Annotated in this window: 15 protein-coding genes; 10 read left to right on the plus strand and 5 right to left on the minus strand. The window is 47.9% G+C overall.

What is annotated here, in order from left to right; translation table 11 throughout:
• Positions 1 to 255 (minus strand): TM1802 family CRISPR-associated protein (locus tag ACWB0I_RS13050; protein WP_479388510.1); only part of this gene is annotated, 255 nt, incomplete at its 3' end.
• 27 nt (positions 256 to 282) lie between these two features.
• Positions 283 to 1023, minus strand: a complete 741-nt coding sequence (gene cas6, locus ACWB0I_RS13055; protein ID WP_479388511.1) for a CRISPR-associated endoribonuclease Cas6 — start codon at positions 1021 to 1023, stop codon at positions 283 to 285.
• A gap of 180 nt (positions 1024 to 1203) precedes the next feature.
• Here cas6 and ACWB0I_RS13060 point away from each other — a divergent pair, with 180 nt between their 5' ends.
• From ACWB0I_RS13060 to ACWB0I_RS13090, 7 genes are all read left to right on the plus strand, one after another.
• Complete coding sequence (locus ACWB0I_RS13060; RefSeq protein WP_479388512.1) at positions 1204 to 1842, plus strand: TetR/AcrR family transcriptional regulator; 639 nt, start codon at positions 1204 to 1206, stop codon at positions 1840 to 1842.
• Complete coding sequence (locus ACWB0I_RS13065) at positions 1839 to 3149, plus strand: TolC family protein (protein ID WP_479388513.1); 1311 nt, start codon at positions 1839 to 1841, stop codon at positions 3147 to 3149. The genes ACWB0I_RS13060 and ACWB0I_RS13065 overlap by 4 nt, the downstream gene beginning before the upstream one ends.
• Positions 3146 to 4033 (plus strand): HlyD family secretion protein, encoded by an 888-nt coding sequence (locus ACWB0I_RS13070; RefSeq protein ID WP_479388514.1) that lies wholly within the window; start codon positions 3146 to 3148, stop codon positions 4031 to 4033. Before ACWB0I_RS13065 ends, ACWB0I_RS13070 begins: the two co-directional genes overlap by 4 nt.
• Before the next feature lie 335 nt (positions 4034 to 4368).
• Positions 4369 to 5301: an ABC transporter ATP-binding protein gene (locus ACWB0I_RS13075; RefSeq protein ID WP_479388515.1), complete on the plus strand. Its 933-nt coding sequence runs from the start codon at positions 4369 to 4371 to the stop codon at positions 5299 to 5301.
• Positions 5301 to 6035: an ABC transporter ATP-binding protein gene (locus ACWB0I_RS13080; protein ID WP_479388532.1), complete on the plus strand. Its 735-nt coding sequence runs from the start codon at positions 5301 to 5303 to the stop codon at positions 6033 to 6035. The genes ACWB0I_RS13075 and ACWB0I_RS13080 overlap by 1 nt, the downstream gene beginning before the upstream one ends.
• Positions 6032 to 7135 (plus strand): ABC transporter permease, encoded by a 1104-nt coding sequence (locus ACWB0I_RS13085; protein ID WP_479388516.1) that lies wholly within the window; start codon positions 6032 to 6034, stop codon positions 7133 to 7135. The genes ACWB0I_RS13080 and ACWB0I_RS13085 overlap by 4 nt, the downstream gene beginning before the upstream one ends.
• 2 nt (positions 7136 to 7137) lie before the next feature.
• Complete coding sequence (locus tag ACWB0I_RS13090; RefSeq protein ID WP_479388517.1) at positions 7138 to 8262, plus strand: ABC transporter permease; 1125 nt, start codon at positions 7138 to 7140, stop codon at positions 8260 to 8262.
• A gap of 229 nt (positions 8263 to 8491) precedes the next feature.
• On the opposite strand, the gene ACWB0I_RS13095 is transcribed toward ACWB0I_RS13090, so the two are convergent.
• Positions 8492 to 10654, minus strand: a complete 2163-nt coding sequence (locus tag ACWB0I_RS13095; protein WP_479388518.1) for a penicillin-binding protein 1A — start codon at positions 10652 to 10654, stop codon at positions 8492 to 8494.
• 630 nt (positions 10655 to 11284) lie between these two features.
• Between ACWB0I_RS13095 and ACWB0I_RS13100 the strand changes: the two genes are divergently transcribed.
• Genes ACWB0I_RS13100 through ACWB0I_RS13110 form a run of 3 tightly spaced genes read left to right on the plus strand, consistent with a single transcriptional unit; the run spans position 11285 to position 19394 of the window.
• Complete coding sequence (locus tag ACWB0I_RS13100; protein WP_479388519.1) at positions 11285 to 12412, plus strand: efflux RND transporter periplasmic adaptor subunit; 1128 nt, start codon at positions 11285 to 11287, stop codon at positions 12410 to 12412.
• Positions 12413 to 12435: 23 nt separating this feature from the next.
• Positions 12436 to 16242: an efflux RND transporter permease subunit gene (locus ACWB0I_RS13105; protein WP_479388520.1), complete on the plus strand. Its 3807-nt coding sequence runs from the start codon at positions 12436 to 12438 to the stop codon at positions 16240 to 16242.
• Positions 16242 to 19394: an efflux RND transporter permease subunit gene (locus tag ACWB0I_RS13110; RefSeq protein WP_479388521.1), complete on the plus strand. Its 3153-nt coding sequence runs from the start codon at positions 16242 to 16244 to the stop codon at positions 19392 to 19394. The genes ACWB0I_RS13105 and ACWB0I_RS13110 overlap by 1 nt, the downstream gene beginning before the upstream one ends.
• Positions 19395 to 19432: 38 nt before the next feature.
• Here ACWB0I_RS13110 and ACWB0I_RS13115 read toward each other — a convergent pair whose 3' ends face one another.
• Positions 19433 to 21388 (minus strand): M1 family aminopeptidase, encoded by a 1956-nt coding sequence (locus ACWB0I_RS13115; RefSeq protein WP_479388522.1) that lies wholly within the window; start codon positions 21386 to 21388, stop codon positions 19433 to 19435.
• 2 nt (positions 21389 to 21390) lie between these two features.
• Positions 21391 to 23145 (minus strand): ABC transporter ATP-binding protein, encoded by a 1755-nt coding sequence (locus ACWB0I_RS13120; protein ID WP_479388523.1) that lies wholly within the window; start codon positions 23143 to 23145, stop codon positions 21391 to 21393.
• Positions 23146 to 23150 lie beyond the last annotated feature (5 nt).

Raw genomic sequence — 23150 nt, forward strand, 5'->3', positions numbered from 1 at the left:
ATTTTCAGTGGTTGGCGAAAATTGTTCCCGGTTTGCTTTTTCATTTCCAATGTAAAGATATTCCTTTAAAATATTTTTGTTTAAATGTTCTTCAGTAGATTTTAATAATGGAAAATCAAGCCTATTCTTTTCAAGATCAAAATTAAGTCCTACAATATGCTTGAATTTGTCAGTGTCTGGTATTAAAAAGCTTAAAATATCACTATTTGAGGAAGCTGCTACAATCTGGCCAATATTGGCAATGACATTGTACATTATGCACTCCAAATTTTATTTTTTTCCTTACCTCACAGCCTCCCACATCCCCAGCCCCAGGCTGTTCTTCTCGCCCAGGCCGGTGGAGTAAGAAAGCTGGATCAATTCCGTCGTACCGCGTAATTCGTACATGCCGTCCCAGGCCTTGATGATAAAACCGCGGTCGCCACGTAAAATTCTTTCCTTACCACGACCCAAAGGAATTATGCTTAATTCGCCCTTGAGCCCGGTTTTAAACACAAGCTGATACTTCTTCTCTAAATTGCGACACATTAATTCCGAAAATTCTCTCTCCTGCGGACCGTAATAATAGCTCTTCCTCTTGCCTTCGGCCGTCATTAAGGTAGAGCGTATGGCCATGGGCGAAAGCATCCGTATCTTCACGCGATCTCCGAATATCGGTTCTTTTTCCACTTCGATGGCTTTAAAAAACACCCGGTTGGCGCCAATTCGTAACGTCTCTCGTCTGATCGATTCGTTGGCCACATATTCCAGAATCTTTGTAACAGGCGAAGCCAGGTAAAAATGAACAGCATTCCTAAAAACCAGCGGCTTACCGTTGTTAGTTTCAGGATGTACACGCCGCCCAAACAAACGCGAAAAGGTAAATAGTTTAAACGAACGCTTTTCATAAATAAAACCGGTGTCGTGTAAATAGCTGGCATATTCATCCGGAAGCAAATGATAAATTAAAGCCCTGAGCTGCAACGGATATTGATAATCTAAAAAGAGAAAATCATCAAAAGCCAGCGAAATTTTAATGCGCATCAAAACGCCCTTTTGTTTAACAATAAAAAAACTTTAATTAATTTCTAAAACGCTGCCTTTAGTAGGATTAAACAATTCACTCACAATATAGTAAATTTTTTCTCAGAAGGAAAAAAATTTGCACTACCTTTTCCCGACCCTTATATTTAACCAATTGGTTAAATTAATTGGTTTAATTAAATGATTGAATCGCTTGGTCAAAAAGAACAACAAATCCTGCAAATCGCTATGCAGGTCTTTGTCGAAAAAGGCTGGCACGGTACACGCATGCAGGAAATCGCCGATCGCGCCGGCGTTAACAAAGCCATGCTGCACTACTACTTCCGAAGCAAGGACCGTCTCTATTCCGCTATTCTGGAAAAGCTCTTCCTGAAGTTCATCAACTCCATCAGCGCCTCTTTTACACCCGGACAAACTTTTGCCGAAACATTGCGCATTTTTCTGGATCGCTTTCATGAACAATTACAGACTAACGCGCATTTGCCCCTTTTCATCGCCCGCGAACTGAGCGAAGGCGGAAACCGGGCTCGGAACATTCTGGAAAAGGTCATTGCCGAAAATCAATTGCGCACGCCTCAGGTGATGATCAAGGAAATGAAGCTGGCAGAGGAGCGGGGCGAGATCATTCCCATTGAAGAGCCGGTTCAATTTTTACTGACTCTTATCGGCTCCTGCGTCTATTTTTTCCTGGCCAGACCAATCATCGAACCGCTTTTCCCCGAAATCGACTTTAATTCCAGTGCCTTCATTGAGCAACGCAAACAAATGATTTTCCGGCACCTTTATTACGGCATTAAAAAACGGGAGAATGATTCATGAACCCTTTAAAATCTCTATTAATTTCAATCCTGTTCTTGTTTACTGCAAGCCTGAACCAGGTTCAAGCACAAAGTCTGGGCAAGGTTATTCAAATCGCGCTCAAGCAGAATAAAGAACTGAAAGCGCAGGACCAGGCCTTTGAACAGGCCAGTCTGGAAGCAAAATCCACTTTTCGTCAAACACTTCCGTCACTGGATTTAAATGCCTCGTATCGTCACGTAACCCACGTGCCGCAAATCGATTTCCCGGCTTTGCCCGCGCTGCCCGGAATGCCGGCCAATATCCGCCTGGGCCGCTACGACACCTACGAATCCTCACTGACAATTAAATATGTACTATTTAGTGGTTTCGCTCAGAAACATCAGGTACGTTTGATGCGTCAAAAGGCAGAACTGCAACAGATTAATTTAGAAGAAAAAGAGAAAGAAATTGCCTTTCGCGTCATTGGCGCTTACCGCAATGTACAGGCCAAACAACTGGAAATCGAAGTTTTAAAAGCTTCTTTGCTACGCGTAAACTGGCAGATGAAGCGCGTCAAAGCCCTGGTGCAGCAGGGCATGGCTCTGGGGCTCGATTCTCTCTCTTTAAAACTGGCGCGCTTAGATTACCGAAAACAACTGATCAGTGCTCAGGGCCAGCTGGAAATTGCCCGTCAACAGCTAAAAGAACTGACCGGGCAAAATGTTACAATCCAGCCTTTCAGCAAACCCACTAAAATGCCCTTGCAGGTCCTGCCGGTCATTCAGTTAACGGCGCCTTATCGCTTGTTAAACCAACAACAACAGATGCAATCAACCACGGTTAAAATCAACCAGGCGCGCTACTTACCCACCCTGGCCGCCTTTGCCAATTACAATTACGGCAAACCCGGTCTGGACATGATCAAAGGGGAATGGATGGATTACGGCATCTGGGGCGTGAGCTTGAGCTGGAATCTGTTCAACTGGAATGCCGACCGTTTGAACGAACAGGCGGCCCGCGCCCGCCTGCGGCAAATAGACTGGCAAAAACAAGCTGTCAAAGACCAGCTGCAAACGCGCCTGGACAGAGCGCTTCGCGAATGGCAAACTTTGAAAGAACAGCAAAGCGTTGTGGAAACCGCTTTAGAAGTGGCCCGCCAGAAGTTAAAGGTTATTGAATCACGCTACGACCAGGGCATGGCATCGGTTACCGATTTCAATGAAGCCAACCTGGAGCTGACTAAAGCTGAACTGAACGTCAAACGGCATTACCTGCTTATGGCTCTCAAACTAAACGAAATAGATTACTTAAGTGGCAAACCATTAAATCAGTGGAGCATTTTATGAAAACCCTAACATCCTATTTAAGCCTGATTTTTCTGATTGTTACCTTCTTTTCCTGCTCCAGAACGGAGCAACCTTTTGCTTACAATGGTCGAATGGACGCAGACGTCATCCGCCTGGTGGCCAAAACAGCAGGAACCATAGATACATTGACCGTTGTAGAAGGCGATTTTGTAAAACGGGGCCAGCTGCTGGTAAAAGTAAACGATGAGCGCCTGCGTCTGCAGCTTAAACAAAAACAATCGCAATTAGACGAGCTCAACACCAACTTACAGGTTCTGGAAAGCAAACAGCGTCAGGTGCAAAGTCAGCTCGATTTTAATCTACAGACACTTAAAAAAACGCAGGCCATGCTGGCCCAGGGCGCTGCTACACAACAACAGGTCGATCAGCTGCAAACTCAGGTTGATGTTTTGCGGGCCCAGTTAGAAGAGATTAACACCAACAAAAAACTGATTACCAGCAAAGGTCAGCAATTACAAGCGGCTCTGGATATTCTGCGCCTGAACATCCGGGATGCCCGCATCACGGCTCCCCTAAATGCTCTGGTGCTCAATCGCTTTGTTAACCGCTACGAAAACGTGGCGCCTGGCAGTCCTTTACTGGAACTGGCGGATTTAAGCCTTTTAAAGGCCACTATCTATGTTCCGCTTACAAAACTGGACAAAATTAAAATCGGGAAAAAGGCCACCATCAAAACCGACGGTTCAGATGAACCCTTTAAAGGTCACATTACCTGGATTGCCAGCGAAGCGGAATTTACACCCAAAACCATCCTGACCAAAGAAACGCGCACCTCGCTGGTTTACGCCGTAAAAATTGAAGTGCCAAATCCGGAACACAAGCTAAAGATCGGTATGCCGGTTGAGGTTTATCTTGAGGATTGATGGAACATGCTGGAATCAGGAATTACGAATTTTTTAAGAAACGGCACGTTGTGTTTGGGAGGCTAGGGGCCGTGCCGAAGTGTCATTCTGATCCCGCTTTAGCGGGAAGAAGAATCCCTTACACTGGCGGAGTATTCACCCTCGCCCGCTTTTCGGGGCCAGGGGGTGAAGGCTAATTTAAGAAATCCTTTACACTTGCAGACAATTCACAATACAGCGTAACTCAAGCTTTAGCTTGAGACTTTTGTAAGGGCAAAAAAGCGTAATCGTTAAACCATTTAAAATGAATTCTGCGCTCATCTGCGCAATTCATGAGAAAAATAACAGGAAACGGAATGAACGACAGACCCCTTATCATTGAAAACATTAAAAAAGCGTTTGGCCCGGTGCAGGCCCTGCGCGGCGTCAGCCTTCAGTTAGAAGCCGGAAAAATTTACGGCTTGATTGGCCCGGACGGCGCCGGAAAAACGACCTTAATGCGCATTGTGGTAACATTACTCGCGGCCGATTCCGGCTCCATCTGGTTTTATGGTAAAAATGCAGCCCAGCACATCGCTTTGGTACGGCGTAACATCGGTTACATGCCACAACGCTTCAGCCTGTACCCCGATTTGACCGTTGAAGAAAATTTACACTTTTTTGGCGATTTGTTCGGGGTTGCTCCCTCGATTCAGGCTCAACGCATCGAAAAACTCTACCGTTTTTCGCGATTAGGGCCGTTTAAAAATCGTCGGGCCGAGGCTCTTTCCGGCGGCATGAAACAAAAATTAGCCCTCTCCTGCATGTTGATGCACGAGCCCTCCGTGATGATCATGGACGAGCCAACCTATGGCGTCGATCCCGTCTCACGCGCTGAGCTGTGGGACATTCTGCAAGCACTGGCACGCGACGGTAAATCCATTTTGGTCAGCACAGCTTACATGGACGAAGCCTTACTCTGCGATCGCGTGGGTCTGATCTTTGATGGACAGCTTTTGGCCAGCGGCCCACCCAAAGCGTTAATGCAAAGCATTAAACAACCTTTGTACCTGATCAAAAGCCAGGATGTCCATGGCCTGTACAAAGCTTTAAGAAAACTCTTTTCCGGCAACGATTTCAATCTTTTTGGCGAAGGCGTTCATCTGATCGATCGCCAGAACATGGGCCCGGAAAAAATCTGCCGCTTGTTGATCGAACACCATTTAGCGTTTGAATCCCTAACGCCCATTAAACCCAATATTGAAGATGTGTTTCTCAATCTTATTCAACAACAAAAGGATCAGGCATGATGGCAAACTGGGCTGTTGAAGCGCAAGAACTGACGCGTAAATTTGGCGATTTCACAGCCGTGGATCGCGTTTCATTTCGCGTAAAACAGGGAGAAATTTTCGGATTTTTAGGGGCCAATGGCGCGGGCAAAACCACCACCATCCGCATGCTTTGCGGCCTGCTAATGCCTACCTCCGGTCAGGCCACGGTCGCCGGCTTTGATGTATTTACGCAACCGGATCTGATCAAAAAAAACATCGGCTACATGAGCCAGCGTTTCAGTCTTTACGAAGACCTGACGGTTCGCGAAAACATTCAGTTTTACGGCGGCATTTATGGCCTTAGTCGCCAGGAGATCAAACAAAAGAGTGACGAACTGTTGCACTATTTGCATCTGACGGAGCGCGTAGACACCCTGACCTCCAACCTGCCCCTGGGCATCAAACAACGCATGGCGCTCAGCACGGCTTTGCTCCATGATCCCCCCATCATCTTTTTAGATGAGCCAACCAGCGGCGTCGATCCCGAATCACGCCGCCAATTCTGGCTGTTAATCTATGAGCTGGCCGCCAGCGGAAAGACCATCTTTGTCACCACACACTTTATGGACGAAGCCGAATATTGCCAGCGCCTTTCCATCATGCAGGAAGGCAAGATCATCGAGCTGGACACGCCTCAGAAGCTCAAAGAAAAATACCAGGCAACGACCATGCAGGAAGTGTTTATGAAATCCATTGGAGAGGCCGCCCCATGAACCGAACATTCCGCAGCATTGTTAAAAAAGAGTTTTTACACATTGTGCGTGATTATCAAACATTGATCATCATCTTCATAATGCCGGTTTTGATGTTGATCATGTTTGGCTACGCCATTACTCTGGAAATGCGTCAGATCAAGATCGCCGTAGTCGATCAGGCCCGCTCGCCCCAGAGCCGCCTGTTCATCAACCATTTACAGAGCAGCAACTTCTTTGACATTCGCGCCTACGACGTAGCAGAACGCGATTTTGAATCGCTATTGCAAAAACGCCAGGTGCGCTGCATTCTGGTCATTCCGGCCGATTTTAGTCTTTCTCTGACCCAAAGCCTGTTTACGCCCGTGCAGCTTTTAATCGACGCCAGTGATCCCAATGCAGCCAATTTTATTCAGAACTACCTTTCCAAAATTACGGGCATCTTTAACGCCGAAAATAATCCCGATTTTAAATTTCCTTTTGAAATTATTCCGCGCTTCATGTTTAATCCCGACCTAAAATCACAATATTTCTTTGTACCCGGATTGATCGCGATCATCGTTCTGCTGATCAGCGCCCTATTGACCAGTATTGCCATCGTGCGCGAAAAGGAGCGCGGTACTTTTGAACAGATCCTGGTCAGCCCTGTGCATGCCACGCAAATCATTCTGGGCAAGGTTATTCCCTACATTGTGTTGGGTTTCGCCGACAGTGTGATCATCCTTTTAATTGGCCATTTCTGGTTTAAAGTGCCGGTTAATGGTTCGGCGATCCTGTTGTTAGGCTCTCTGGTCATCTATCTTTTAACCGGCCTGAGTTTTGGACTGTTTGTTTCGACCATTACCAATTCCCAGCGCACGGCCATGCTCATCGCCCTGTTGATGACTATTTTGCCCACGATTCTGCTCAGCGGGTTCATCTTTCCCATTCCCAGCATGCCGCTTATTTTTCAATACGTCAGTCAGATCATTCCGGCTACGCACTTTTTAAAGATCATCCGTGGCATTTTGTTAAAGGGCAACGGATTGGCGGAGTTGCAGATGCAAATCCTTTATTTAATTGGCCTGGCTACGGTTATGTTTGTATTGAGCATTAAAAAGTTTAAGACAAGTTTGGAGTAAGCATGCAGCGTTTATTGTACCTCATTCAAAAAGAATTTCGGCAAATTGTGCGTGAAAAAATCTTCATCGGAATCATATTTGTAGTGCCTGTGTTGCAATTGGTGGTCATTGGTTTTGCAGTAACTACAGATATTAAAAATGTGTCCACTGTTCTGGTTAATGAAGATGCGTCGTCTTTCAGCCGACGCATTGAAGATGTGCTGCAAACTTCAAAAACGTTTCACTATTTAGGTCGTTTGCCCAACACGGCCACAGCACGCGACTGGATTACGCGAGGCAAGGCGCAGCTGGCCGTGATTATTCCTCTCCATTTTGAACGCGACCTGAAGGCCGGACGTTTCCCGCAGGTAATGACCCTGATCGATGGCGTGGATGGGAATTCAGCCGGAGTGATTGCTGCCTACGTCAATTTGGTGGCGCAACGACTGCAAAGGGAATGGCTCCCCCAAACCAGCTTTTTCAGCCGTCGCCTGGCCGATGTCCATCTGACCACGCTCGAACCGCGCATGCTCTACAATCCCAATCTGGAAAGCGTTTACAACATTGTGCCGGGTATTTTAGCCATGTTGATTATGATCATCAGCTCGTTTTTAACGGGCATGTCCATTGTACGCGAGAAGGAGATCGGCACACTGGAACAGTTGATGGTCACGCCCATCCGCAACTGGGAACTGCTGGCCGGGAAGATCATTCCGCTGGCCATCATTGTACTGTTACTCTTTAATGTGGGTATGGTTGCCGCCCGTCTCATCTTTGGTTTGTGGATGCAGGGCAGCCTGCTCAGCCTTGAACTGCTGGCTGCGTTGTTTGCCTTAAGCGGTCTGTCCCTGGGTATCTTTATTTCAACCATTGCACAGACGCAACAGCAGGCCATGTTTTTAGCCTGGTTTTTCATGGTCTTTTCTTTGTTACTTTCTGGCTTTTTCATTCCCATAGAAAACATGCCGCCCGCCATTCAGGCCATCACCTACCTGAATCCTGTGCGTTATTTTATGGTTATTGTGCGTGAAATTTATCTGAAAGGCACACCCATCCAGTATCTGTGGAGTCAGGCGTCAGCCATGACACTGTTTGGCGTTTTGATGTTTGTGCTGGCCAGTTTGCGTTTTCACAAACGGCTTGCCTGAGAGTCAGCCAGTTTGACCACCCCAAAAGGCTTTAGAACTTGCTGATGATTAAGCGAGAATTGGGTAGCAAGGCCACGCCCTTACAAAAGTCTCGAGCTGAAGCTTGAGTTACGCTACGAATGGCATTTAGGCTGGGAGTCAGTGCAAGGGATCTTTTATTTTAGCCCTCACCCCCTACCCCCCTCTCCCGATGAATTGGGAATCGGCACGGGCCCTCAACTTTCCCCCATTAAAAGATTTTCCTGCGTTTTTTGCGGTAAGGCAGCGGTTCTCGATGTTTATCGCACTTTTTGGTTGGTGCATATTTCAAATTAAACAACTCTTCATAGGTTTCCGGGCAATAGGGCGTAGCCAGAAGATTGGTTTCGGCGCAAATTTTTAATTTTGCCACACCGGAGGCCTGCGGAAAATCGGCGTGCTTTTTAATATCTGGCAGCGAATCGTAAACCATTTTCATAAAATCGGCCCAGAAAGGCAAGGCCGCCACAGAGCCTGCCATTCCGCGTCCAAGGCTGTATTTAAAATCATCCAGCCCCACCCAAACGCCGGCCACCAGATCCGGTGTAAAACCAATAAACCATGCGTCTGTGTAAGAATTGGTCGTTCCCGTTTTTCCTCCGGCCTTTTCATAAAATTTAAACACCGTTCTGGCCCGTACGCCCGTCCCGCGATTGACAACCGTTTGCAACATATCATTCATGATGTAGGTCGTTTCCGGAGAGAGCGCTTCTTTCATTTTTGGCGTTTGTGTGTAAATAACATTGCCATTACGGTCTTCGATTTTTGTAATGGCAATGGGGTACACATGCACGCCATTGTTGGCAAAAATGCCATAAGCCGAAATAATTTCCAGCGGAATAACATCTGCGCTGCCTAAAGCCAGCGAGGAATAGGGATGCAAAGGGGTGGTAATGCCCATCTCCCTGGCGTATTTAATAACCAGCTGAGGGGTAATATCTGCAATCAGGCGGACGGCCACAGAGTTCAGCGATCGACGCAGCGCCTCTCGTAGCGTGACCATTTTCCCGCTAAACGTTCCGCTGTAATTTTGCGGCGTCCAGCGCGTGCTATCGGGATTAAATTCAACCGTTGGCAGATCCGGATATTTCGTGGCCGGAGAATAGCCATTATCAATCGCTGCCGTGTACAAAAAGGGTTTGAACGCCGAACCGGGCTGGCGCATCATCTGTGTCACTCGGTTCCACTTAGATCGTTCAAAATCACGGCCGCCAACCATGGCCAGGATGTGGCCGTTGTGTGGATTGATGGCTGTAAAAGCCAATTGCACCTGGCTGATTTGCTCGTAGGCCGAATCGCCCAATTCTTCTTTTATTTTATGAAAAACCGATTGTCTGCGTACGCGCTCCTGAATGGCATCAATATGTTTAGCAATGGCCATTTCCATGTATTTCTGCACGCGCGTGTCCAGTGTGGTGTAAATTCTTAGTCCATCTTCGTAAATGTTAACGCCCAGCGAGTCCTGCAATTGATTGAGTTTTCGCCGCACATGTTCTGTAAAATAGGGCGCTACTTTCATCTTGTAGGGATCGGTCAGATTTAATTTCAGAGGCAGGTTTTTCAAACTGTCAAACTCGGCGCGCGTCAATTTACCATTTTCCATCATCATGCTCAGCACCACGTTGCGTCTTTTCAATGCGCGCTCCGGGTGGCGAATTGGAGAATAATAGGTTTGGCCCTTCAAAATACCGATTAAAAGGGCGGCCTCCTCGACGGTTAGATCCTGCACATCTTTATTGAAATAACGCTTGGCGGCTGCCCGAATGCCATAGGCGTGATTGCCAAAAAAGGTAATATTCAGGTACATGCTTAATATTTCTTCTTTGGAATAGGTGCGTTCGATCTGAATGGCGGTCAACGCTTCTTTAATTTTGCGGTCAAAGGTCTGGGCATAGCCAAAATATAGGTTACGGGCCAATTGCATGGTAATCGTACTGGCCCCCTGCCTTAACTCCATATGCATTAAATCCACCAAAAGCGCCCTTAAAATGCCCGCCAGATTGATGCCCCAATGATTGAAAAAATCACGATCCTCTGTGGAAATCAAAGCGTCGATCACATGTTTGGGGATCATTTCGTAAGGCGTGTAGGTTCGGTTAAAGGTAAAAAATGAATGCAAAATTTCCCCGTCCGCCGAATAGACCACCGTCGCAATTTCCGGATTAATCCGTTCCAATTTTTCCAAAGGGGGCAGTGCTTTACTCAAATGGTGGAAGTAAAAAGCCAGCCCAAGAACAACAACCAACAGCACACCGAGTAAAATTCCTGTCTTTTTGCCCACAGATAGAGAAAAGCCTCTGGATCTTTTTTGAACCGTACTTTTCGATTTAAACCGGGTAAAAGAACCGGTCGGGGTTTTCCGTCTCCTTTTCATTACACTCCTTCATTGTAGATCATCATCGTCATTTAAACAGAATTACATTGCCGGCGGTCATTTCCTGCTCGCCGCCTGAACAATCCTGCTTTATTAAAGAGACCTTGCCACGCGCCCGGACACATTTTTCCTTACCTGCTCTCCGGGGACGGTTCTCCGGGCGCTTTGTGTTTTTTTATTATGGCTTTTCAAGGTTCGTCGGGCCTGCGCCCCTGCACTCCGCAAAATGTCTGGTTCAGGCTTGAACAGGAATGGCAACCCGATTCATCCTCTGCTTTGTTAAATATATAATCTTATAACTTTAAATTAAAATTTTTTCTCCATTAAAAAGAGCCCACGTGAGAAAAACGAAGTTCCCCAGCCTTTCTGTTATTCCTGTCCAGGTGGACACTGGCAAGCACCACGACCTCCGCCATGCTCAGCGTCTTTCAAAAAACAATGACATTTCCTGCTTTGCGCAAGAAGCTTCTGTGAAAATTTAGAAAATTCGCTCTTTTCTGTTAACTACTTCACTTTTTTATTGTTTTTCTTATTTATTTTTTGAAAATTGAAACAAGCGATGAGCAGTTTACGTAAGCAAAAGAAATTCTTTAATGAAATAGCAAATCCAATTAAAAATCAGGGGAAATTATGAAACGTGCAACAGGAATAACGTTAATATTTGCACTTTTACTACTCACTATGGTTGCTTGCGGGCGGCCCGATAGCCGCTCTCAGGCTGCGGCAAAAGGGCAGAAGGACTCCAGCAATCGCCCGAGGCCAGCCATGAAAGCTACAGACAAAGGCATTGAACGGGTGCCGGTGGAAGTCATGCCCGTAACCCGCGGAGATATTGCCAAATATTTGTTGTTAAGCTCCAACCTGGAAACCGAAGTCATGGCCGATGTTTACAGCCGTATTCAGGGTATTGTGGAAAAAATCTACAAAGAAGAAGGGCAGTACGTGGAAAAGGGCGAGGTCATGCTGGAACTGGAAGCCCGCGAATATGAGCTATCGGAAGCCAAGGCACGCGTTCAATACGAACAACAAAAAAGCAATTACGAGCGCTTAAAAGCCATGTTTGAAAAAAATCTGTTAAGCCAGGAAGAATTTGAAAAGGCAGAATTCTCATTAAAATCCGCGGAAATTGCCTGGAACGAGGCCAAACTGCAACTGGATTACACCAAGGTTCGCTCGCCGATCAGCGGCCGGGTTGGGCAACGTCTGGCCAAAATTGGCGAACGCATTCAGCCAACGGACAAACTGTTTTCTGTGGTGGACAATTCACAGGTGATTGCCGTGGTTTACGTGCCTGAAAAAAACATGCGCGAGGTTAAAATCGGGCAAAGGGCCTACGTTACCTCCGATCATTTTGCCGGCGAACAATTCGAAGGCTGGGTAAAACGCATCAGTCCGGTGGTTGATCCGGCCAGCGGAACTTTTAAGGTCACCATTGGTGTGCGCAATCGCGGTGCACGGCTGCGACCTGGCATGTTCGTCAATGTGCATATTGTGCTGGATACGCACAAAAATGTGGTTCTGATCCCCAAAACAGCCGTGGTTTACGAAAATGAAAACATGTACGCCTACGTAGTACGCGATTCAGTGGCCCAGCGCATTAAAATTGTTCCCGGCTACGAAGACAACGAAAAGGTGGAAGTCCTGAAAGATATTGAAGAGGGAGAAATGATCATTGTTGTGGGACAGGCCGGCATGAAAGATCAAACGCCGGTTCGCGTGGTCAATATCCGTCAAAACACGCTGGCTTTAAAAGACTGACCCGACACGTAGGAAGTGAACCCATGAAAGAATCGCAAGAGCATTTCAAAAATACTATTTTTCGCATTACCACAGAACGACCGGTCGCCATTTTAATGGTGGTCATCGGCGTCTTTGTTTTTGGTTTAATCTCTTACCAGCAATTGCCTCTGAACCTCATGCCGGAAATGACCTACCCCAGTTTAACCGTGCGCACCGAATATCCGGGCACGGCTCCGGAAGAGGTGGAAACAGCCATTTCACGCCCCATTGAACAGGCGCTGGGAGTGGTGGACAATCTGGTGTCCATTAGTTCCATTTCCAAAGCCGAACAATCGGACGTGATTCTGGAATTTACCTGGAACACGGACATGAACAAAGCTACCGCCGATGTACGGGAAAAACTGGATCAGGTCATTCTGCCTCTGGATGTTAAGCGGCCCATTATTTTGCGTTACGATCCTTCCTTGGATCCCATCATGCGCATCGGTTTGTACGGCGATGCCAGCCTGACCTATTTACGCTATCTGGCAGAAGAGGAAATTAAACGCGCTCTGGAAACCATTGACGGGGTGGCTGCGGTTAAAGTCAAAGGCGGGCTGGAAGAAGAGATTCGGGTGGAACTGGATGAACAAAAACTGGCCCTGATTGGACTGGATATTCAGACCGTCCGCGAACGGCTGGCTGAAGAAAACATCAATATGGCCGGCGGTAAACTAAAAGAAGGCCAGACCGAATACCTGGTGCGCACCCTCAACGAGTTCCGTTCCATTAAGGAAATAGAAAACATTGTGGTCGGTCGGTTTAATGGCGTGGATATTAAAGTAAAGGACATCGGAAAGGTAACGCGAACCAGCAAAGAGCGCCAGATCATTACGCGGATCGGCGGTAAGGAAAGTGTCGAAATCGAAATCTACAAAGAAGCAGACGCCAATATTGTCGCCGTGGCCCGACGCGTCAAACAAAAATTGTACGGCACTCCCGCTCAACAGGCCTTTGTGCAACGCATGAAACAGCAGGGCAACCTTAAAAAGAACACGGATGCCCGACGCCTGGGACTGCGCGCCAAACAGATGACCAATTTTATTACCTACGGTCTGCCCAAAGGCGTTTCCATCAAAACCCTGTCCGATCAATCGATCTTTATTGAAAATTCCATCAATGAAGTTAAGAACACAGCCATTCAAGGCGGTATTCTGGCCATTCTGATTCTGTTTATTTTCCTCCGCCAATTGGGACCTACAGTGATCATCGGCCTCTCCATTCCACTTTCCATTGTGGCCACCTTTGCCCCCATGAAAATTTTTAATGTTTCACTGAACATCATGTCTCTGGGCGGTCTGGCTCTGGGCATCGGAATGCTAGTGGACAATTCCATTGTGGTTCTGGAAAGCATTGCCCGCTGCCGGGAAGAAGGAGACAATATGATTCAGGCCACCATTCGCGGCGTTAAGGAGGTTGGCGGAGCGGTCACCGCTTCCACATTGACGACCATTGCCGTGTTTTTTCCCATTGTCTTTGTGCAGGGCGTGGCCGGACAGGTTTTTGGCGACTTAGCTTTGACTGTCGTCTTTTCGTTGCTGGCTTCGCTGCTGGTGGCCCTGTTCCTGATTCCCATGCTCTCCTCCAGGCAAATCGGCGCCTTTGTTCAGGGTACCTCTTTGGGCAAATTGCCGGAAGATTTCATCCTTGATTTCAGAGAAAAACAGGAACCGACTAGGGGACAAGGTGGCTTTAAAAAGCTGAGCGCTTCGCTGATCGGTCATTTTCGCGCCTTTTTAATGGCCATCTGGCGAATGGTACAGATCTTTGCCGGAATGATTGTAACCCTGGCCAAAGGTTTTCTGCTTTTCGTTCTGGTTCTGCTGCAACCTGTTCTCTGGCCGCTGCGTTTTGTCAAAAGCGATTTTCGTTACAGCCGCTGGTTGAATTCCTGGGCTGCAAAAAAGGAAGCCCGCTTCTTCCATTTTGTAAACCGCATCTGGAACAACTTTTTTGCCTACCAGGCCGTCAATGCCCTGTACGACGACATGGCTGGCATCTGGAACCAATGGCGTGCAAAAGGCAAGCTGGCGATGGTGATTCATGGCCTGCTACTGCCACTCAAAGCCTTTTTCTATTTTGCAAAATTTTTCTTCTTTTTACTGATGGAAATCTTTTTCCGTTTATTCCACAGTTTCGTTCTGCAACTTACCATTTTTGGTTTCTTGTTCGCCCAATTGTTCAAACTGATGCTCGCTCCGCTATTTGCGCTACTAATTGCGGTTTTTAATTTCGTGTACGGTAAAATTGAACGGGGCTATCCCATTTTGCTGGAAAAATCCCTAAAAAATCGCTACCTGGTGGTGGGCTCGGTATTTGTCGTATTTCTGTTCACTTTGTTGGTCATTGCTCCGCGATTAGGAAGCGAACTCATTCCGGAAGTGCATCAGGGAGAATTTTTTGTGGAAATTCGTCTGCCGGTGGGCACTCCGGTTGAAGAGACCGATCAGCGTCTGGAGATCATTCAGCAACGGATCGGACAGATTCCGCTGGTTAAAATGGTTTCTTCGTTGAGTGGCACGGACAAAAGCGCCTCGACCAAAACAGACGAAGGCGAAAACACCGGACGCATTACGGTTACTTTAAAGCCTTCCAAAAATATGGCGCGTCAGGAAGAACGGGTCATTCGTCAGGTGCGCCAGATTTTTCAGGATTACCCGGGGCTGGAAATGGACATTGCGCGGCCCGTTCTCTTTTCCTTCAAAACACCGGTCGAAGTCCATTTAAAGGGTTTCAATCTGCGTAAATTGCAGGAATTAAGTCACCAATTAGAAGAACGCATGTCCAGAATTCCTGGGCTGGTGGACGTACGGGCCAATATTCAACGCGGCAACCCGGAAGTACAAATCTTTTTTGACCGGCAAAAATTAGCCCGTTACAATCTCAATGTACGCACCGTGGCCTCCATCTTGCGCAACAAAATCCAGGGCGATGTCAGCACCAAATTTAAAGAAGAAGACCGCCGCATTGACGTGCTGGTGCGTCTGCGTGAAGCGGATCGTGAAAGCATAAATGACCTGCGGCGCCTGATCATCAATCCCGCGGGAACGGTGCCCGTGCCCTTAGAAGCCGTAGCTCGACTGCGCATTAAAGAAGGGCCTTCGGAAATCAGACGCATCGATCAACAACGCTCAGCGGTCATTACAGCCAATGTTCTGCCCGGTTACAATTTAAATGAATTAAATCAACGCATCTACCAGGAATTGCAGCAAATGGACATTCCGCTCGATTTCAGCTACGAATTGGCTGGTCAGAACAAGGAAATGGAAACCTCGTTGAACAGTCTCATGCTGGCCCTGGGTCTGGCTATTTTTCTGGTGTACATAGTCATGGCTTCACAGTTCGAATCGCTGCTTCATCCCTTTATCATCATTTTTACCATTCCTCTGGCGGTGATCGGCGTGGTGCTCTACCTGTACGTCTTCCATATTCCGTTGAGCATTGTGGTCTTTTTAGGACTGATCATGCTGGCCGGCATTGTGGTCAACAATGCCATTGTACTGGTCGATTACATCAATCATCTGCGCCGTCAGGGATTACCCAAAGTGGAAGCCATCATGACAGCCGGAAAAGTACGTTTACGCCCTATTTTAATGACCACTTCCACCACCGTTTTAGGTTTGCTGCCCATGGCCCTGGGTTTGGGCGACGGCGCTGAAATTCGTACGCCCATGGCCATCACCGTGATTGTGGGATTGATTACCTCTACCTTACTGACCCTGGTGGTCATTCCAACGGTTTACGACATGGTAAACCGCGAAAGCGCTCCGGCAGTGGAGCCTGCATTACAAAGCGGGAGTGAATCGTAATGCCCAAAAAACAAGAGAAAATAGGTCTATTACCTCGTCTGGCTTTGACCAGACCGGTCACTGTGGTCATGACTCTGCTGGCCCTGCTGGTGGTGGGCTTTATTGCCTACACGCAAATACCGGTAGAGTTGATGCCGGCTGGATTTACACCGCCTTTTTTAGGCGTTTGGGTGCCTTACCCTAATGCCAACCCCGAAGAGGTGGAACAATTTATTGCGCGGCCCCTGGAAGAAAACGTAAGAACCATCAAAGGCGTTAAAAGCGTGGAAACCAACAGCTTTACCAATGGTTGCTGGGCCTTTGTTCGTTTTGTCCAGGGAACCGATATGGACCTGGCCTACAGTCAGCTACGCGACCGACTGGATCGTGCCAAGGCCGAACTCCCGGAAGATGTTGAACGCATCTTCATCCGAAAATGGGGCAATGACGATGAGCCCATCATGTGGGTGGCCATGATTCCCGAAAAACCGCTGGAAGACCCTTACTATTTTACAGAGCAATTGATCAAAAAACCCCTGGAACGTATCGATGGCGTGGCCAATGTGGAAATCTGGGGCGCCGAAGAAAAATCCATTCTCATCTATATTAACCAGGATGCCATCAAAAGCTACAAAATCAATCTGTACAATGTGATTGAATCGTTGCGACAGGACAATTTCTCCATGTCCTCAGGCTATATTCGTTCCGGGGGACAAAAAATTTACGTGCGCTCCATCGGCAAATTCCGCACCCTGGAAGACATTCGCAACATCCCCATCAAAGGAGCCAACATCTTACTGAAAGATGTGGCCGATGTGCGCTACGATGTGCCTGAACGCCAATGGATTCAGCGCATTGATGGACAGCCGGCCATCCAGATCGGCGTGCAAAAAGAATCCATGGCCAATACCGTTCATTTGTGCCGCCAGATCGAACACAAATTGCACGAGATCATGACTGATCCCCGTTTTAGCGGTTTTAAAATGGAAATCCTGTTCGATCAGGGGAAGTACATCGAAGAGTCGGTTGACAATCTACAAAAGGCGGGCATCTGGGGCGGCTTTTTTGCCTTTCTGGTGCTCTACTTCTTTTTACGCCGTTTTCGCATGACCATGATTGTCATTGTGGCCATCCCCCTTTCGATCCTGATCAGTCTGACCGTGATCTACTTTATTGGCTGGTCCATGAATCTGATTACCATGATGGGACTCATGATCTCCATTGGGATGGTTGTGGACAATTCCATTGTGGTGCTGGAAAACATCTACCATAAAAAAGCGCAGGGCCTGGACGTTAAAGAGGCTGCAGCCCGCGGAGCCAGTGAAGTTTCACTGGCTGTTACCATGGCCACCTTAACTACCGTTGTGGTTTTTCTGCCTCTAATTTTGATGAATGACCAGATCGGGTTCAGTTTTTACATGTTGAGGATCGGCCTGCCGGTAATCTTTTCCTTGCTGGCTTCTCTGTTTGTGGCCCTGGTATTTATTCCGTTGGCTGCCAGTCGGATCGTGAGCAGGCGCCAGGTAACAGAACCGCCCATGGTGGAGCGCATCAACGGATATTACCAGAACACGTTACGCTGGGTTCTGACCCATCGCCTGGAAACCTTTTTAATTTTGCTCGGGATTCTGTTTTCCATGAACTTTGCCGCCTCGCATGTGGGACGTACGGACAACATGCAGGGAAACATCAACGATTTTAGATTGATGGTTGACATGCCGGACAATTACACCCTGGAAGATGCCAGGCGCGTGGTTAAAGCCGTGGAAGATTCCATTCGCGCCAGGAGTGATGTGTACCAGGTGCGCACCATTGATGTTCGCTACCGGCAGAACTTCGGGCGCATTCATGTCTTTTTACAACCGGAAGAAAATGAAGAGTGGTACGAAGTCATTTTCAAATCCATGCTGGGCTTTTTAGGTTTGAAAAGGGAACAACGAATGAGCCGCGACGCCGTGGTGGCTGACGTCAAAAAACGGCTGCCGGAATTTGCCGGCGTCAAATATCGCACAACCTGGCAACAGCAGGGCGGAGAGGAAAGCGGTTCTGTAACCGTCAGCCTCTACGGCGACGATACGCGCAAACTGGTGCAACTGGCCAAAGAGGTGGAACGACGACTGAGCTCCATTCCGGAAATCATCAGCGTTGAAACCGATCAGGAAAAGGGACAGGATGAAGTACACATTCTTGTCAACCGTGAACAGGCCCGCAAATATGGCATCAGTCCCCGAGTCATCACCGGTACAATCATGTACGCTTTGCGCGGCATCCAGCTGCCCAAATATCAAACCGAAGAAAAAGAGATCGATATGGTGTTGCAGCTGCGCCCGGAAGACAGAAAAAATTTTGAACAGCTTAAAAACATCACCTTCTTTTCCGCCAATGGCAAAGAAATTCCCCTGGCTGTTCTGGCCAGGCTGGAAGTGAGCAAGGGCTTTGGCGAAATCCATCGCGAAGACGGGAAAACCTACCTGAGCGTAAAAGCCAATACAACATCAAAAGACATCGCCGCCATCTATGCTAAAATAGACCGCGTGATGGAAGGTTTTAAAATGCCCTATGGTTACCGCTGGTCAAAAGGCAAGCGGTTCTTTACCCTGCAGGAGAGCAACCAGAACATGATGTTCGCGGTCATCCTGTCCGTTACTTTTGTCTTTTTGTTAATGGGTATTTTGTTCGAATCATTCGTTTTGCCTCTGTCGGTCATCATTTCCATTCCCTTCTCCTTTGTTGGCGCCTACTGGATTTTGTACCTAACCGACACGCCTTTGGATATGATGAGCCAGATTGGATTCATTATTCTGATCGGCATTGTGGTTAATAATGCCATTGTGCTGGTGGACCTGGTCAATCGGCTGCGTAAACAGGGAATGGACCGTTTATCGGCCCTGGTAGAAGGCGGGAAAAATCGCTTCAGGCCCATCCTGATGACGGCCTTTACCACCATCGGCGGCTTGATTCCCATGGCCATCGGCAACACCAAAATGATAGGAATTCCTTACTCTCCAATGGGACGTACGATTATTGGCGGACTGGTCTTTTCCACCCTGGTCTCTTTGATTGCCGTTCCCTGGGCCTACACCCTGTTTGACGATATGCGCAATTACTTTAAACAGCTCTCGCTGGGCATTTTGAAAAATTCGGCCCGAACAGACCTGGCGGTGGAGGAATAGGCTAAGGGGGCTCAGGTTAAAGCCTGAGTTACAATAGGTTATTTTACGATCAGAATTTTACGCACCTTACTGCCCACAATGCCCGGCGCCCGTAAAAAGTAAAGGCCTGTGGCCACGGGCTGTCCCTGCTCATTTTTCAAATCCCAAAAATATTGATGCAAATTAAAAATTTGATGATAGGGTAACAAGGTACGTACTTTCTGGCCCAGCAAGTTGTACACTGCAATCGGCTGCGCCTCCTTTTGCCAGTAAACCAATTCAATATTCACCGACGAGGCAGCCGGATTGGGAAAGATCCGCCGAAAGCCAACGGACTCGATTAATGGATTGGTGCTCACCTCCTTGCTTTCATCCAGCAGCCAGTTGTCCGGATCAAAGACCAGATGAATGGGCTCTCTGTCAAAGGTAAAGGAATAGTCCTGTGTAAAGCGATCATTTTGCACCGTAATCAAGGTGTCTGTTTCATCGATGAACAACACCAGCAATTCGATGGGCATAACATACAGGGTTTGTTGCTGAGTTTGACGGATGGTCAGGTTGAGCACATGCTCTTTTAAGGGATTTGTGAACGTCTGCCACTCGTACTCGTACATGGGATAAAAGGGATAGTTAAGCCATTGATCAAAAAAGGCGTCTAAATTTTGGCCGGACACGCGTTCGCAAATCTCCTTGAAATTTTCGGTGCGCACCGAGCCATACGTCCAACGCTGATCATTCAAATATTGTTTAAAGGCCTCAAACAGCTGCGCCTCCCCGATTACTTTGCGCAACATGTGCAACACCCACGACCCTTTATCGTACACGATCCGACCAAAAATCTTGCCGAAGTCGGTCGTATCCTGAATAAAGATGGTACCGTCGTCCCAGAAGAGCTGGGTGTTCATGTAGGCATGATAGGCCTGCAGGCCAGGCGGAAAATCGCCAAAGCCGGCCCATTCGGCGTACAGGGCTTCGCAATAACTGGCAAAACCTTCATTCAGCCAGATGTCGTGCCAGGAGGCGCAGGTTACTTGATCTCCAAACCACTGGTGGCCCAATTCATGCACATAGAGGAATCGCCAGCCGGAGGTCACGCGCCCAACGCTGGTCAGAGTCTGATGTTCCATGCCTCCCCGCCAGCCAAACTGAGCCTGGCCATATTTTTCCTGCAAAAAGGGATAAGGCCCTAAGTAGTGAGAAAGAGCGGCAAGATAGTCCGGCATTTCAGAAAAAATCGTCGGCGCTACATTTTGTTCTTCCGGGAAAACGTAATAATCCAGCAGCAGAGAATCGGACGGCGTGTAATGGTAATAATCTGTAAAATGAAAATAGGGCCCGGCCACAATAGAGACCAGGTAGGTAGCGATGGGGTAGCCTTCATGCCAGTGAAAGGTTTGCCAGCCGGTAGAATCCTGAAGGACGTTGACCAGCAGTCCATTGGAAGCGGCCAGATTGCCTGCCGGAACGGTGATAAACATGTCCACGGAATCCGCTTTATCGGCGGGCGTATCTTTACAGGGCCACCATTGACGGGCGCCAAACGGTTCGCTAAGCGTCCACAAGTAAGGAGAACCATCGGGCATGCGGTCAAAAACAAAAGCAATGCTGCCCTGTTCCTGCGGATTACCGGCATAGGCCAGCCAGATCGTTAAATCCTGTCCTTTTTGAAAGGTCTGCTTCAGCTTTAACGTCAATCTGCCGTTCTCTCTGGTAAATGAAGAGGCCGCCCCGCCTACCGAATCGATGCTCATGGGCGAATCAAAATCCAGAGTAACGGTTTTTAAATCGTTTTGTAAGCTGTTCAGGCGCACCGTTGTCCTGGCCCGCACCTGATGTTTAGCAAGATCGATCTTTATTTCGTTCCGGTAATAGCGAACGTCGAATTTTTCCCGATTGGAGTCGTCTGGCCAGGCCAGCGGCTGGCCGTGCAGGCTGTGTTTGGTCTCCGGTTCGTATTGAGCGAACAGAACAGAGGTCAGCCCTAAAAGGAGCAACAGAACTTGGACGGCTTTCATGATCACTCCACCTGTGTAACAAATTCTTCTAATTTCTGTTTTTCATAAAGATCGGCATAAATACCCCCGGCCGCCAGTAAGGAGTCATGCGTTCCATGCTCGGCAATACGGCCCTGGTCGAGCACCATGATTAAATCCGCATGGCGGATGGAAGAGATACGGTGCGAGACCCAAAAGCAGGTTTTGTTGGTCATCACCTTCTTTAAATTCTGCAAAATCTGTTCTTCGGTCACATTGTCCACGGCAGAAAGGGCATCATCCAATAAAAGGATTTTAGGTCTTTTTAAAATGGCGCGGGCCAGAGTAAGGCGTTGCTTTTGTCCGCCGGAGAGATTGATGCCCCGCTCTCCTAAAATGGTCTGGTAGCCATCCGGAAACTCCTGAATGGTCTGATGAATTTGAGCCATTTCGGCCGCCCACCGCACTTCAGCCTGAGAGGCGTCTGGCCTGGCAAAGGCAATGTTGTTACGAATGGAATCGGAAAACAGAAACGTCTCCTGCGGCACGTACCCCAAATGCTCGTGCAACACGCGCAGCGGAATTTGCCTGATGGGCATTTGATCGATCCACAGGCTATTTTCAGGAGCTTCGTAAAGACGGGCGATGAGCTTTATTAAGGTGGATTTGCCCGAACCGGTGCGCCCGATGAGGGCAACCACCATGCCGGCCTCAATTTTAAAATCGATCTCTTTTAGCACCAGAGTCTCGCTTCCCGGATATCGAAAAGAGAGCTGCTTAAACTCAATACTTCCTGTAAGTCTGGTCACGGGACGAACTTCCGGAGGATCGGTAATTTCTGGCCGGGCCTGAAAGATTAACTCCAGACGCTTCATGGATGCCACGCCCTGGTAAAACAGGCCCAGCACCCAGCCCAGCGCAATGGATGGCCAGACCAGCATTCCCAGATAGAGATTAAAAGCCACAAACTGCCCCAGGGTAATGACGCGATTGATGATCAGCTTTCCGCCAATTAATAAGGTCAGCACAATGCTCATTCCAACCAGCAACATCATCATTGGGCGAAAAGCAGCATGAATTTTAACGTAATAAAGACTTTTATCCACGTATTTTTGACTGATGCGGTTAAAATCCCGCCATTCGGCCCGCTCTTTTACATAGGATTTGATGACGCGAATACCGGATAAATTTTCCTGGACTTTGGTGCTGATTTCGGCAAACTGCGCTTGCACAGCGGCGTAGCGTTTGTTGATCTGTCTGCTGAAATAACTGACCAGAAACACCAGCAGGGGAATGGGCAAAAGGGCCACAATGGTTAATAATGTGCTGATGTTAATCATCATCACAAAAACAAAAACCATGGTGCTGGCGGTGTTGATGGTGTACATAATGCCCGGGCCCAGCACAGAGCGAATGGCATTCAGATCACTGGTCATGCGCGCCATGATGTCGCCGGTTAGCGTACGCTGAAAGAACGATTGGGAGAGGGTTTGTAATCTGGCAAACAACTCATTGCGCATGTCAAACTCAATCAACCGGGAAACAACGATGACGGTCCGGCGCATCAAAAAGCGGAATACGCCCTGCACAAGAGTGACCAAAACGATTAACCCGGCGTATTTCAGCAGTTGATTCATCTCAATGGGTTGGTTCAGATAATCGATGGTCTGACGTACAATTTGAGGATTAATGATGGCGATTAAATTACCAATAAGAATGAAAACAACTCCCAGAATCAGTTTAAATTTGTAGCGCATCAAATAGGGCCACAACTGACGAAACAGGCGAATGACATCCATTAAAA

The organism is Caldithrix sp. (assembly GCF_056497305.1).